The organism is Serratia sp. D1N4 (assembly GCF_054552755.1).
Genome location: NZ_CM137274.1, coordinates 2,204,230 through 2,219,126, shown reverse-complemented (window position 1 = coordinate 2,219,126; position 14,897 = coordinate 2,204,230). Strand labels below are relative to the sequence as shown.

Sequence of the window (14,897 nt, the reverse complement as noted above, 5' to 3'; positions counted from 1 at the left end):
CACGTAAAATCATTACATAAATCAGCCGTATCAACATGAAATATGAAACCTTAGTGGTTTTATCAAAAAAACCTGTTCCGTTTGCCCTCGGCGTGGGTTCTTACCTGCATACCGCCCTAACTGACGTGCAGCGGTTCTGCTATCGCGATCTCCATGCCTTGCTGACCAATAGCCTGCCGTCCGTCGTCGATAAGTTGGGCATTACACCGGCGTAAAATAAAAAAAGCGTCCGAACAGCACACTCGACCATTGGGGTAAGCATGCTGAACGGACGCCTTTAAGCGAATCATGGTTAGTTGCCCGGTTGAACAACCCAGGCTGTTACTGAATGCAGTTTGTATGCCAGTTTATTTAGGTCGAAATCTCGGACATAACGCCACTAAACCCGATACAACTGCACAACAGTCATGCATCTGTTGCACCACGCGAAGGCAAACCTGCCAACATTCGCCATGATAAAGGCTTCCGACATCAAATCTGATAATCAATCACCGGTTCCAGTTGGGCTGAGAACACTTTCTCTTTAATTTCCGTTAATGAAAGCGTGGGATTACAGAGCTGGATAAATTTCCAGGCATAATTGCGTTGTAACTGACTGCGCTTCAACCCCAACCAGACGGTATTCGCGGCAAATAGATGTTCTGCATTAAGGCAAACCAAACCACGATCGCGCTCTTTTTCAAAAGAGATATCGGCGACGATGCCCACTCCCAGCCCTAATTCAACATAGGTTTTGATCACGTCAGAATCCTGGGCGCTCAGAGCAATATCCGGCGTCAGCCCTGCCGCCTTAAATGCCTCATCCAGCCGCGAACGCCCGGTGATCCCCTGGCGATAGGTAATCAACGGCAGCGTACTGAGCATTTCCAACGTCACCCGTGGCTGGCGCGTCAGTTCATGCCCCTCCTGCACCAGAATGGCATGGTGCCAGCGGTAATAAGGAAAAGCCGCCAGCGACTCATCATTGATCAAGCGTTCGCTGGCGATACCGATATCTGCCTCGCCGGAAGCCAGCATCGCCACAATCTCTTCCGGGTTGCCCTGATTGAGCACCACTCGTACGCGCGGATACAGCGCACGAAACTCTTTGATCACGCCCGGCAGGCTGTAACGCGCCTGAGTATGGGTAGTGGCAATATGCAACTGGCCGGAATCATTGTTGCTGAAAACATCGGCCAGGCGGCGAATATTATTCGCATCGTTCAGGATACGCTCGGCCACTACCAGCAGTTCTTTACCCGGCTCCGTCATGCCTAATAACCGTTTCCCGCGACGGATAAATATCTCGATCCCCAACTCTTCTTCCAGCTCACGAATATGGCGGCTAACCCCAGATTGCGAGGTAAATAAAGTGTTGGCAACGTCCGTCAGGTTGTAGTTGCAACGTGCCGACTCACGGATAATTTTTAATTGCTGAAAGTTCATCCAACGCCCTCTTGCGACCCATATTGTTAACAACATTGATACGGAATCTGCTCAGGAGGGACAAATAAGAAATAACCTTTACTTATGCCTTTTAATACTAAATGCCTCTTGCCGTGTGGCTGATTAATCATTTTCCTTTAAAGAAATAAATAAAATACTATAAATCAATTGGTTAAATCATTTAATCTAAGTGTGATTAAAAAAGTCATGCAGGGAAAAGTTATTAAATAGAGGGATTAGATATATAAGCCGTGAGATAAAAACCAGCATGGCGCAACAAAGTGCGCCATGCAGATAAACCCTGAGCGATCTTGTTCAGGCGGTGGCTTCACCACCGATCGAGCCAGATCTGTTGTGCTGCTGCAACCATTGGCGCACCGTGTTGACCAGATCGCCGATGCAGTCATCCTGCATGCCGTAGTTTTTTAACTCCTTATCCAACGCAAACAGGTACTGCGCATTGGTGCCCAACGGGCCGCTGGCACTGGCGATCAACGGCGCAATCACCTGATGGCGCGTATCTTCCTCAAACAATGGGTGCTGGCGGTTCATCACAAACGCCAACGCGGTCACCACTCTGCCATCTTCCAGCGTCAGGTCACACCAGGTTGGCAGATAGCAACCGGTGATCATCTCGCGTTTCCACAACAGCTCCAGCTCTTCACGCAGTTTCTCTTCCGGCAACCGAAATGCCAGGCCGGTGGTCTGCCCGCCTTCGCTCAGTGCCAGCATGCGCCCAGGCTGATGCAACGTGCCGCGCCCGGCGGTCAACCGCAGGCAGAACGCGCGGTGCCAGCCCTGCAAGGTGGCAGGCCTGACTTCGTCGGATTCAAATACCGGGTTCCACATCAGTGAACCGTAGCCAAATATCCACACCGGGCTATTATCCGGCCGGCGTGACAGCGTACACTCCAATGATGCCAAACGCTGTTCTGGTGTCAGCAATAGCGACTCTTCAATCGTGCCGAATGCAGTTTTGCAATCTGCCTTTTGCAGAAAATCTCGTGTTAACACCGACTACAACCTCCTGGGAATAGGATTGCCCTAATCCCTTTTCGCCACTGTATCTTTAAAATTTAGTTTTGCGGAAATTTATTAATTCAATAACACCGCTGTTATATAAATAACCTTATTCGGTTCTTGCAGCGTAATCAAGTTTCCAAGCGAATTAAGTGTGAGAAAGTATTGGGATGTAACAGCGATAATATTAATAGCGGTAATATTTTACTCCTGCATTCATATCTCCGACGTTTTTTTAACAAAGTGACCCGTACAAAAAACAGTCTCCCTCTCGGGAAGCGGACGCAAACCAAAATCAAACGATTCTCATTATCATATGGCGTGATATACTCGGCGCAGAATGATAAAGGAGAACACTGTGACTGCCGATACCCCACGCATCCGCGCCCCCTATTTGATCGAAGTAACCCGTCTGCGCGATATTACGCCACACCTGCGCCGTATCACCTTCAGCGCTCCGGACTTATGCCATTACCCGGCAGATGCCGCCGCTGCCCATATTAAGGTCTTTCTGCCACTCGCAGGCCAAACACAGCCAGATCTCCCCACGCTGAGCGACAATGGGCCGGTATGGGCTGCCGACGCTTTGCGCCCGATAATCCGCACCTATTCAATACGTGCCGTGCGGCCACAGCAGACGGAGATCGACATTGAATTCGCACTGCACGATCACAGCGGCCCGGCGGTGAATTTTGCTCGCCAGGCCAAACCGGGCGATAAAATCGGTATCAGCAACCCTGGTGGCCCGAAACCCATGCTGCCCGCCGCAGATTTTTATTGCCTGGCAGGTGACCCGTCGTCACTGCCCGCGATCGCCGCTCTGCTGGAAAATCTACCCTCCCACAGCGCAGGCCAAGCGTTTATTCGCGTCGATACCCCGGCGGACGTGATTGACCTGAAAAAACCGACCGGTGTTGAACTAAGCTGGATTATTGGCAGCACCGAAAAAACCGCAGAACTCATCACCCAATTTTGCTCGCAAGCGCTACCGCAAGCGGGTACGCATTTCTGGCTGGCGGGTGAAGATCGTCTGGTGGTAGAACTGCGCCGTTACCTGCGCCGCGAGTGCAAATGCGATCGTAATCAGCTTTATGCCGTACCTTACTGGCGTGAGGGGCTAAATGAGGAGGGTTATCATCATAAAAGGCATGAGATTATGGATAACATTGATGCCTGATGGTTAATTTCTGTCTGATTTACCACGATAATGCATGGCTAAATTGATTTTATGGTCACTTAGCATAAAAAAAGCACTTTCTTACGTAAAAGTACGTAAAAAAAACCGCATAAACTGCGGTTTTTTTGCTACGCTTGTCACATAAAGCAACCCATTGCTTTCCCATGTTAAAACAACATCACATCATTACCCGGTGTCATACGCAGGGTGTATCCTATTATTATTGTCCCCTTCGCCTTTCAAGCAGCAGGGGTTGGTTGCCTTTGCACGCTCCGGCTACTTGGTTTATCAAGCTTCGGGGGATCCGCTGAGTCGCTACCTGCCTGCGGTATGAAACTCTTGGGGTGTAACAACGTTCTGGATACGCAGAATGGCCACTTGGCCGGGTGTTCTGCGATGACGGGCCATGCAGTTTGAGAAGGAGAATCACCGAAATGAAGTCGCACAACGATCCTGGCAGATCCAAGTCCCGCCATACCGAATATTCACTCATGTTTCCTATTGCTGCGCTGGTTGTGCTCAACCTGTGGGGCGGTACCGGCAGTTTTCCGCTGATTGTCGCTATTAATATTGTGGCGCTGGTGGGGATCCTCAGCAGTGCTTTCAGCGTGGTGCGCCATGCCGACGTACTGGCCCATCGGCTGGGTGAACCCTACGGCTCGCTGATCCTCAGCCTGTCGGTGGTCATTCTGGAAGTGAGCCTGATTTCAGCGCTGATGGCGACCGGTGATGCCGCGCCTGCACTGATGCGCGACACGCTGTATTCGATCATCATGATTGTCACCGCAGGCCTGGTTGGCGTTGCTCTGCTGCTCGGTGGGCGAAAATTCGCCACCCAGTACGTTAACCTCGGTGGTATCAAACAGTATCTGATGGCGATTTTCCCGTTGGCGATCATCGTGCTGGTGCTGCCAAGTGCGCTACCGGGCGGTAACTTCAGCGTTGGCCAGTCATTGCTGGTGGCGGCGATTTCGGCGGCGATGTACGGCGTCTTCCTGCTGATCCAGACCAAAACCCACCAGAGCCTGTTCGTGTATGAACACGAAGATGACGGTGACGATGGCGACCCTCATCACGGTAAACCCTCTTCTCACAGCAGCCTGTGGCATGCGGTTTGGTTGATCGTGCATCTGGTGGCGGTGATTGCCGTAACCAAGTTCAACGCCAATCCGCTGGAAGGCCTGCTGACCAAGCTGAATGCCCCAACGCAATTCACCGGCTTCCTGGTAGCGCTGCTGATTCTGTCGCCAGAAGGGCTGGGGGCGTTACGTGCAGTGCTGAATAACCAGGTGCAGCGCGCCATGAACCTGTTTTTCGGCTCCGTGTTGGCGACGATCTCCCTGACCGTGCCAGCGGTCACGATTATCGCCACCCTGACCGGCCAGACGCTGATCTTCGGCCTGCAAGCACCGCATATGGTGGTGATGCTGACGGTGTTGATCCTGTGCCACATCTCCTTCTCTACCGGCAGAACCAACGTGCTAAACGGCACCGCGCACCTGGCGCTGTTCGCCGCTTATATGATGACGATTTTTGCCTGACGTCTCTACCCTGCATGCTTGAAGTTGCTAGAGCCTAGACAAAACGGGGTGCCAACTTGGCACCCCGTTGATTAACAGCGGTTAGGCTAATCGTAAGCATTAAGCGTGTGCTGGCACAGTGCCGAGCGGACGCAGTCTTGTTTATCAAAGCGAATAATACCCACCATCTCGTCCTCTTCGAAGCGCTCCAACGCGTCGCTAAGGCCGGATTTCACACCGCGTGGCAAATCGCACTGGGTAATATCCCCATTGACGATCACCGTCACATTCTCGCCCAAACGGGTCAGGAACATCTTCATCTGGCTTGCCGTGACGTTCTGGGCTTCGTCCAGGATCACCACCGCATTTTCAAAGGTACGCCCGCGCATATAGGCGAAAGGCGCGATCTCTACCTTGCCGATTTCCGGGCGCAGGCAGTATTGCATAAACGACGATCCTAAACGGCGCAGTAAAATGTCATACACCGGCCGGAAATAAGGGGCGAATTTCTCAGCGATATCCCCAGGCAAAAAGCCGAGGTCTTCATCCGCCTGCAAAACCGGACGCGTCACAATGATCCGATCCACCTCTTTATGTATCAGGGCCTCTGCCGCTTTGGCGGCGCTGATAAATGTTTTGCCGCAGCCGGCTTCGCCAGTGGCGAAGATCAACTGTTTGTTTTCTATGGCTAATAAGTAATGACCTTGAGCTTCGGTTCTCGCCTCGATGGTAGAAGTATCCCGGCTGTCACGTGCCATGCCGATAGACTCAACACCACCCATTTGTACCAGCGTGGTCACGCTTTCTTCTTCACGCTGGCGATGGCTACGTGCGTCACGACGAATAACGCGTTTGGCTTCGCGACGTGCTTTGATCACTGCTTTTTGTCTTCCCATAGTTGGCACCTTACAGTTTGTTTCACCTACCGCAGCGGCATCAGATGTCGCGCGATTATGTTTCACACACGTATTAGGTTTTGGCTTCCTTTAGAGCCAATATAAGCCGATGAATAACGCGAATACGCGGCAGCATGGCAATGCACCGTTTCTTCGCAGGACAACGCGGTTTGTCGATAACAAGAGAGTGTGACAGCCAGATTAGGGCGAAAGGAAAGCCAGGATTCAGTCAGAAATTGAGAGGCGGAGGAGGCACCCTCGTTATAACGAGTAATCAGGGAGGAGATGTTATTTGTCTTTTGTAGCCCAACCAAGGACTTTACCATTAGCGATCCCCGCAGTGATATTTACAGCTTCGAGCTGTGCACCGTGTGAAACTACCGCCAGATGATTACAGTATAATGACATTCAAACTCGTCGTGTTACTAAAATGTAAAAATTTTTAATTTTCATTCTTCCATATCATGCAAAAGCACTATATCACGCCGTTTACGCCATTCCAGATAAATTTAATTATTTCATTAAATCATATGGTTACCATTAACTCTCGCTAATGGCACTTGTGTTGGTAGATTAAAATTCAAACAACTAAAAAGGCACTACTTGTATTGGAATACTCTCTTTAGCGGCGGTTGAATAATGCTATAGGTTGTTGCGAGGATAAAACCAAAAGGGTTGAAACCTCTCCCCGATGGTCAGGGAGAGGTTAAACAGGCATTACACCGTTTTAAATTCGGCTTCAGCCAGGTCAAAACGTTCGGTTATCGTTGCCGAAGGCTTACGGCCCATCAGGCTAACCAGCACGATAGAGATACTGCCGAACAGGAAGCCCGGGATGATTTCATACAGATCCAGCCAGGCATAGTGCTTCCAGACGATCACGGTGATCGCCCCCACCAGCATGCCAGCCAGTGCGCCGTTGCGGGTCATGCGTGACCACATTACCGAGATCAACACCACCGGGCCAAATGCGGCACCGAAACCTGCCCAAGCGTAGCTGACCAAGCCCAGTACGCGGTTTTCCGGATCCGCTGCCAGAGCAATTGCCACCAGGGCAACCACCAGCACCATGGCACGCCCAACCCATACCAGTTCACGCTGGCTGGCACCTTTACGCAAGAAGGCTTTGTATAAATCTTCCGTGATGGCACTTGAGCACACCAACAACTGGCAGCTCAGGGTACTCATCACCGCAGCCAGAATCGCTGACAGCAGAATGCCTGCAATCCAAGGGTTGAACAGCAACATCGCCAGTTCGATAAAGACCCGTTCACCGTTTTGTGACACATTCCCCGCCAGTTCCGGGTTATTGGCAAAATAGGCGATACCGAAGAAGCCCACCGCAATGGTGCCAGCCAGACACAGGATCATCCAGGTCATACTGATACGGCGTGCGCTGCGGATAGTACGGTGGGAATCTGCCGCCATGAAACGCGCCAGAATGTGCGGCTGACCAAAATACCCCAACCCCCAACCCATCAGCGACAGGATTGCGACAAAATTCAGCCCTTTCATCATATCGACGTTGGCCGGGTTTTGCGCAGCAATCACCAGCATCGAACTGTCGATCCCGCCAACGGCGAAAATCACGATCACCGGCGTGAGGATCAGCGCAAAAATCATCAGGCTGGCCTGCACGGTATCGGTCCAACTGACCGCTAGGAACCCACCGATAAAGGTATAAAGGATGGTCGCGGCCGCACCGGCCCACAGCGCGGTGGCATAGCTCATACCGAAGGTGCTTTCAAACAGACGTGCACCGGCAACGATGCCGGAAGCACAATAAATGGTGAAAAATACCAGAATGACGATGGCGGAAATAATCCTCAGCAGCTTGCTGTTGTCTTCAAAACGGCTGGTGAAATAGTCTGGCAGCGTCAAAGCGTTGTTGTTGGCTTCGGTATGCACACGCAACCGACCGGCCACCAACTTCCAGTTGAAGTAAGCCCCAATCGTCAGGCCGATGGCAATCCAGCTTTCCGAAATACCCGAAAGGAAGACCGCCCCCGGCAAGCCCATCAGCAGCCAGCCGCTCATGTCGGATGCCCCTGCGGAAAGCGCAGTGACCACGCTGCCCAGGCTGCGGCCACCCAGAATATAATCATCAAAGTTTTTAGTCGCCCGGTAGGCGAGTAAGCCGATTAAGATCATCCCGAAGATGTACACCAGGAAGGTCACCAGCATTGGTGTGCTCATTGTCATTCCACTCTCCACTTTCATTATTCCCTTCGTCTTTCAGGCGGCAGCGCTGTCGGCCACCGCTTGAAATCTATCGGGTATTTTTATTCACGCAGTTTGCGATGCGATGTATTTCACCCACCAAAGTGCCGGAAGCTGGGCGGGTGAATAGAGTTTCTGCCCGGTATTGCCTATACCCTCAATAATTCGCGTTGTAGCAAAGCAGCGATGCACCTGCAACTTGAAGTATTACGGTGATAAACGTTGGCTATCCTAGATGACGACCTCAACAACCAACAAGACATTTAACAAACAAGTTACACAAAGTTTACCCTGCGTCACATTTAACCACCTCACAGGTTGCACTCATTAGCCATGAAGTGAGTTGCACCTCTCCTTTATCCCTGTCTAAAACAGGGAAATAGCGCAATGACCGATAAACCGCTAGCGATACCCGCAAGAAACCTGCCGTAGTTTCATGTTAAAAAACCGATTGAAATCACACTTCGCTCACGGGCCTGTTTTAACAAGGTTGCACAAAGTTGCAACATGCTGGATATTATCCGCATTAATGACACAACCTATCCACGAACCTATCCCAGCAGGCCTCTCTGCACGCGGTTTTAGGCCTGCTGGGATAGGTTCTACACACAGGAGTTGGATTGGCATGGCCACTACCACTATGGGCGTGAAGCTTGATGAAGCCACACGCGACCGGATTAAAAGCGCGGCACAACGTATCGATCGCACACCGCACTGGTTAATCAAGCAAGCTATTTTTAATTATCTCGAACGCCTCGAAAGCGGCTCCGATATTCCTGAGCTCCCAGCGCTCGCTGCTGCCGGGCTGGCCGAAGCGGACGACATTATGCAGCAAACCTACGAAGAGTCCCACCAGCCATTCCTGGAGTTTGCCGAACAGATCCTGCCGCAGTCCGTCGCCCGTGCTGCCATTACCGCCGCCTATCGCCGCCCGGAAACCGAAGCGGTGCCAATGCTGCTCGAACAGGCGCGGTTATCGGCCGATCTGGCTCAAGCCACCCACAAGCTGGCGTATGGCATTGCCGAGAAGATGCGCAACCAGAAAACGTCGACGGGCCGCGCTGGGATGGTGCAAGGGTTGCTACAGGAGTTCTCGCTGTCTTCGCAGGAAGGCGTGGCACTGATGTGCCTGGCGGAAGCGCTGCTGCGTATCCCAGACAAACCGACGCGCGATGCGCTGATCCGCGACAAAATCAGCAACGGCAACTGGCATTCGCACCTTGGCCGCAGCCCGTCGCTGTTCGTCAACGCCACGACTTGGGGCCTGCTGTTTACCGGCAAGCTGGTGTCTACCCACAATGAAACCAACCTGTCGAGCTCGCTGAACCGGATTATCGGCAAGAGTGGCGAGCCCTTGATCCGCAAAGGCGTGGATATGGCGATGCGCCTGATGGGCGAGCAGTTTGTCACCGGCGAAACCATCGCCGAAGCGCTGGCCAACGCCCGTAAGTTGGAAGAAAAAGGTTTCCGCTATTCTTACGACATGCTGGGCGAAGCCGCTTTTACCGAAGCCGATGCACAGGCGTATCTGGTTTCCTATCAGCAGGCGATCCACGCCATCGGCAAAGCCTCCAACGGCCGTGGCATCTATGAAGGCCCTGGTATCTCGATCAAGCTTTCGGCACTGCACCCGCGCTACAGCCGCGCGCAGTACGATCGCGTGATGGAAGAGCTGTATCCGCGCCTGCTGTCGCTGACCTTACAAGCGCGCCAGTATGATATCGGCATCAATATTGACGCCGAAGAAGCCGATCGTCTGGAGATCTCGCTCGATCTGCTGGAAAAACTGTGCTTTGAGCCGCAGTTGGCCGGCTGGAACGGCATTGGCTTCGTGATCCAGGCTTACCAGAAGCGCTGTCCGTTTGCCATTGATGCAGTTATCGATATGGCCAGCCGCAGCCGTCGCCGCCTGATGATCCGCCTGGTGAAAGGCGCTTACTGGGACAGCGAAATCAAGCGTGCCCAGATGGACGGTCTGGAAGGTTATCCGGTTTACACCCGCAAGGTGTATACCGACGTTTCCTATCTGGCCTGCGCCCGTAAACTGCTGGCCGTACCGAACCTGATTTACCCGCAGTTTGCCACCCACAACGCCCACACCCTGAGCGCCATCTACCATCTGGCCGGTAACAACTACTATCCGGGGCAGTATGAATTCCAGTGCCTACACGGCATGGGTGAACCGCTGTACGAACAGGTGGTGGGTAAAGTGGCCGATGGCAAGCTGAACCGCCCTTGCCGCATCTATGCTCCGGTGGGTACTCACGAAACCCTGCTGGCCTATCTGGTACGTCGCCTGCTGGAAAACGGCGCCAACACTTCGTTCGTTAACCGTATCGCCGATGCTACCTTGCCGTTGGATGAACTGGTGGCCGATCCGGTCAGCGCCGTTGAAGCGCTGGCAGCCAGCGAAGGCCAGATCGGCCTGCCGCACCCGCGCATTCCGTTGCCGCGTGAGCTGTATGGCGACAAACGCGTCAACTCCAGCGGGTTGGATCTCTCCAACGAGCAACGTTTGGCTTCGCTGTCCAGTTCGTTGCTTACCAGCGCAGCGCAGCCATGGCGGGCCGAACCGATGATTGACGCCGCTCTGGATCAGGGAGTGGAACAACCGGTGCTCAACCCTGCAGAACCGGGCGATATCGTCGGTTACGTGCGCGAAGCCACCGAAGGTGAAGTCAGCCGTGCGCTCGATGCCGCCGCTGCCGCCGGGCCGATCTGGTTTGCCACCCCGCCCACTGAACGCGCCGCCATTCTGGAGCGCGCGGCCGAACTGATGGAAAACCAGATGCAAACTCTGCTGGGCATTCTGGTGCGTGAAGCCGGCAAAACGTTCAACAACGCCATCGCCGAAGTGCGTGAAGCGGTTGATTTCCTGTACTACTACGCGGGTCAGGTGCGAGATGACTTCGCCAACGACAGCCATCGCCCGCTCGGCCCGGTGGTATGCATCAGCCCGTGGAACTTCCCGCTGGCGATCTTCACCGGCCAGATTGCTGCCGCGCTCGCCGCAGGCAACAGCGTGCTGGCTAAACCGGCCGAACAAACCCCGCTGGTGGCCGCACAGGCGGTGCGGATCCTACTGGAAGCCGGTATTCCTCAGGGCGTATTGCAGTTGCTTCCAGGCCAGGGTGAAACCGTAGGCTCACTATTGGTTAACGACGCCCGCGTGCGTGGCGTGATGTTCACCGGTTCCACCGACGTGGCCGGTATTCTGCAACGCAGTATCGCTGGCCGCCTGGATCCACAGGGCCGCCCAACGCCGCTGATCGCCGAAACCGGTGGCCTGAACGCGATGATCGTCGACTCTTCGGCACTGACCGAACAGGTGGTAACCGACGTGGTGGCCTCCGCCTTCGACAGCGCGGGCCAACGCTGCTCTGCCCTGCGTATCCTGTGCATTCAGGAAGATGTGGCAGAGCACACGCTGCAAATGCTGCGCGGAGCCATGGCCGAGTGCCGCATGGGCAACCCGGAACGCCTGGCTACCGATATCGGCCCGGTGATCGATATTGAAGCCAAAACCGGTATTGAACGCCATATTCAAGCCATGCGAGCCAAAGGCCGCAAGGTTTATCAGGCTGCCAAAGACAACGTGCTGGATGAAAAAGAGTGGGCGCGCGGCACCTTTGTTAAGCCAACGCTGATCGAACTGGAAAGCTTCGATGAACTGCAAAAAGAGATCTTTGGCCCGGTATTGCACGTGGTGCGTTATCAGCGCGCCAATCTGGACAAGCTGGTTGAGCAGATCAACGCCGCCGGTTATGGCCTGACGTTGGGCATTCATACGCGTATCGATGAAACCATCGCCCGCGTAACCGGCAACGCCAAAGTCGGCAACCTATACGTTAACCGCAATATGGTTGGCGCAGTGGTTGGCGTACAGCCGTTTGGCGGCGAAGGCCTGTCCGGCACTGGCCCGAAAGCCGGTGGCCCACTCTATCTGTATCGACTGCTCGCCAGTCGCCCAATGGATGCGGTACAACGCACGCTCAACCGTCAAGACAGCGAACGCCCGTTGGAAGCCACGGCGCGCCCGGCACTGCTGGCCGCGCATCAGGCGTTGGAACAGTGGGCCGTTGCCGAAAACCAGCCCGCACTGGTGGCGCTGGCACAGCAGTATGCCGAGCTCGGCCAAGGCGGCACCGTTCGCCCGCTGCCGGGCCCGACCGGGGAGCGCAACACTTACGCCCTGCTGCCGCGTGAACGCGTGCTGTGCTTGGCCGATAACGAGGCCGATGCGCTGATCCAGTTAGCTGCCGTGCTGGCAGTGGGCAGTCAGGTGCTGTGGCCGGAAGCCGAGTTGCAACGCACGCTGTGCCGCCGCCTGCCCGCCACCGTACAGGCACGCATCAGCTTCAGCAAAGACTGGCAACAGGATAAGGTGGAGTTTGATGCCGCGATCTACCACGGTGATGCCGACCAGCTACGCACCCTGTGCGAGCAAGTTGCCCAGCGCAGCGGTGCCATTGTCTCGGTGCAAGGCTTCGCCCACGGCGAAACCAATATTCTGCTGGAACGCCTGTTGATCGAACGTTCATTAAGCGTCAACACCGCCGCCGCGGGTGGCAACGCCAGCCTGATGACGATTGGTTAAGTTCCGCAGTCAGTAAAAATCCCCAGGAGCTCAGAAAACCGAGTGACTGGGGATCTCCAAAAAAACTCATCCCGTTATGCGATAAAAATTTCATATAACGTGCACGGCGATATCCTTTAAGAAACTTCTTTCTGGTAGGATATGCACCGTGAAACTATCACGTTTACAAAAGCATACTGATACCTCACTTAAATATACATTAGCTAAATAACTCTCCTGTAATTATGCATGAGGGGTATTTCCCGAATTAGTCATCATGGAGAGATTTCATTTCGATGAAAAAATCACTCATTATTTGTTCAATTACCCTAACCAGCCTATTGGCAGGTTGTGCTTCAGAGTCTTCTCGTTCGCTCGAAGTACCCAAGGTCGCTACCTATAACACCAGTTATCAAGGTGTACGCAGCCCAATCTCTGTCGGCAAGTTTGATAACCGCTCCAGCTATATGAACGGCGTATTTTCCGATGGCGTTGATCGCCTGGGCAACCAGTCCAAAACCATCCTGATCACCCATCTGCAACAAACTGGCCGTTTCAACGTACTGGATCGCGCCAATATGGATGAATTGAAAGCCGAAGCCGGTATCAAGGGCCAGCAACAGACCCTGAAAGGCGCAAGCTATGTGATCACCGGTGATGTTACCGAGTTCGGTCGCAAGGAAGTGGGCGATCAGCAACTGTGGGGCATTCTGGGGCGCGGTAAATCACAGGTTGCTTATGCCAAAGTCAATCTGAACGTGGTTAACGTGCAAACCTCTGAAGTGGTTTACTCCAGCCAAGGTGCCGGGGAATACAGCCTGTCGAACCGTGAAGTGATCGGTTTTGGTGGCACGGCAAGCTACGACTCCACCTTGAACGGTAAAGTGCTGGACTTGGCCGTGCGCGAAGCGGTTAACAACCTGGTTGCAGGGATTGAAAGTGGTGCATGGCGCCCAACCAACTAACGGATTATAAAAAAGAATCATGATGATTAATAAAAAAATTGGCGGAGTGCTGCTGGCAGCCACTCTGCTGGGTGGTTGTGCTACGCCCGAAAAACCTCTTTACAACTGGGATGGTTATCAGAAGACGGTATACCAATATTATCAGCAGGACGCTTCCAGCCCGGAAGAGCAGATCGCCTCGTTAAAAGAGATCCTCGAAAAATCTCGCGCGAAAGGTCAGGCCGTACCACCGGGTCTACATGCTCATCTCGGTATGCTGTACGTTAAAACCGGCAGAACCGAACTGGCAATGGCTGAATTCAGTACCGAAAAATCACTGTTTCCAGAATCAGCACCGTTTATGGATTTCCTGATGAGCAAAGATAAAGGGAGTTTCAAATGAAACGTGCATTAGGTCTTTTGGCGGCAGTTGCCGTACTGCTGCTGGCGGGTTGCGCCAAGAAAGCCCCCTACGACTACGCTGCCTTCCACGCCAGCAAGCCGAAATCGATTCTGGTACTGCCACCGATCAGTCAGTCTCCTGATATCAAAGCCAGCCACAGCGTACTTTCTAGCGCTACCTTGCCGCTGGCAGAAGCGGGCTACTACGTGCTGCCCGTCGCCGTCGTGGAGGAAACCTTCCAGCAGAATGGTTTGACCAATGCTAACGATATCCGTGCGGTCAGCACTCAGAAACTGCATAAGATCTTCGGCGCTGACGCTGTGCTGTACCTGGATGTGACCCAATACGGCACCAGCTATATCGTGATCGACAGTGAAACCCGTGTCACCGTCAATGCCAAACTGGTCGATCTGCGCACCGGCAAACAGCTGTGGGCAGGCAGCGCTACCGCCTCCAGCAACGAAAACAACAACAATTCCGGTGGCGGTCTTGTTGGGATGCTGATTACTGCGGCTGTTGCACAGGTCGTTAATACCATCAGCGACAAAGGATACGATATTGGTGCCATTACCAATACGCGTCTGCTTGCCGCCGGGCAAGATGGCGGTATCCTTTATGGCCCGCGTTCACCTAAATACGCCAATCAACGCTAGTGAAAAGTCAGGCAGCCATCCGGCTGCCTTTTCTCCAACCGCAGCTCACTCCCCGCCCCGCCC

At 53.6% G+C, this 14,897-nt stretch carries 11 protein-coding genes; 7 read left to right on the top strand and 4 right to left on the bottom strand.

Translation table 11 applies throughout. The features are described from left to right. Window positions 1-35 precede the first annotated feature (35 nt). A complete protein-coding gene (locus tag ACX1CU_RS09560) occupies window positions 36-215 on the top strand; it encodes a hypothetical protein (RefSeq protein ID WP_459402323.1) in 180 nt (59 codons plus the stop codon). 256 nt (window positions 216-471) lie between these two features. Here the strand turns inward: ACX1CU_RS09560 and cbl are convergent, their stop codons facing one another. Together cbl and ACX1CU_RS09550 are read right to left on the bottom strand one after the other, a co-directional pair. Next, complete coding sequence (gene cbl / locus ACX1CU_RS09555; protein ID WP_459402322.1) at window positions 472-1,425, bottom strand: HTH-type transcriptional regulator Cbl; 954 nt, start codon at window positions 1,423-1,425, stop codon at window positions 472-474. Window positions 1,426-1,740: 315 nt separating this feature from the next. Continuing rightward, complete coding sequence (locus tag ACX1CU_RS09550) at window positions 1,741-2,439, bottom strand: gamma-glutamylcyclotransferase (protein ID WP_459402321.1); 699 nt, start codon at window positions 2,437-2,439, stop codon at window positions 1,741-1,743. Between the two features lie 364 nt (window positions 2,440-2,803). Between ACX1CU_RS09550 and ACX1CU_RS09545 the strand changes: the two genes are divergently transcribed. Further along, window positions 2,804-3,622: a siderophore-interacting protein gene (locus tag ACX1CU_RS09545; RefSeq protein WP_459402320.1), complete on the top strand. Its 819-nt coding sequence runs from the start codon at window positions 2,804-2,806 to the stop codon at window positions 3,620-3,622. Window positions 3,623-4,056: 434 nt separating this feature from the next. Then, the gene (chaA, locus tag ACX1CU_RS09540) at window positions 4,057-5,163 is read left to right on the top strand and encodes a sodium-potassium/proton antiporter ChaA (protein WP_459402319.1); all 1,107 of its coding nucleotides are present in this window, start codon (window positions 4,057-4,059) and stop codon (window positions 5,161-5,163) included. 86 nt (window positions 5,164-5,249) lie between these two features. Here chaA and phoH read toward each other — a convergent pair whose 3' ends face one another. Both phoH and putP read right to left on the bottom strand, forming a co-directional pair. Further along, window positions 5,250-6,038, bottom strand: coding sequence for a phosphate starvation-inducible protein PhoH (gene phoH, locus ACX1CU_RS09535; RefSeq protein WP_459402318.1), 789 nt, complete (start codon window positions 6,036-6,038; stop codon window positions 5,250-5,252). Window positions 6,039-6,755: 717 nt separating this feature from the next. Beyond that, window positions 6,756-8,240 (bottom strand): sodium/proline symporter PutP, encoded by a 1,485-nt coding sequence (gene putP / locus ACX1CU_RS09530; RefSeq protein WP_459402317.1) that lies wholly within the window; start codon window positions 8,238-8,240, stop codon window positions 6,756-6,758. 643 nt (window positions 8,241-8,883) lie between these two features. Between putP and putA the strand changes: the two genes are divergently transcribed. From putA to ACX1CU_RS09510, 4 genes are all read left to right on the top strand, one after another. Then, window positions 8,884-12,855 carry a trifunctional transcriptional regulator/proline dehydrogenase/L-glutamate gamma-semialdehyde dehydrogenase gene (gene putA / locus ACX1CU_RS09525; protein ID WP_459402316.1) on the top strand — a complete coding sequence of 1,324 codons (3,972 nt, stop codon included), beginning with the start codon at window positions 8,884-8,886 and terminating at the stop codon, window positions 12,853-12,855. Window positions 12,856-13,130: 275 nt separating this feature from the next. Beyond that, window positions 13,131-13,799, top strand: coding sequence for a CsgG/HfaB family protein (locus tag ACX1CU_RS09520; protein ID WP_459402315.1), 669 nt, complete (start codon window positions 13,131-13,133; stop codon window positions 13,797-13,799). A 19-nt stretch (window positions 13,800-13,818) separates the two neighbouring features. Continuing rightward, window positions 13,819-14,181, top strand: a complete 363-nt coding sequence (locus ACX1CU_RS09515; protein WP_459402314.1) for a DUF4810 domain-containing protein — start codon at window positions 13,819-13,821, stop codon at window positions 14,179-14,181. Beyond that, window positions 14,178-14,834: a DUF799 domain-containing protein gene (locus ACX1CU_RS09510; RefSeq protein WP_459402313.1), complete on the top strand. Its 657-nt coding sequence runs from the start codon at window positions 14,178-14,180 to the stop codon at window positions 14,832-14,834. Before ACX1CU_RS09515 ends, ACX1CU_RS09510 begins: the two co-directional genes overlap by 4 nt. The last annotated feature ends 63 nt before the right edge of the window (window positions 14,835-14,897 follow it).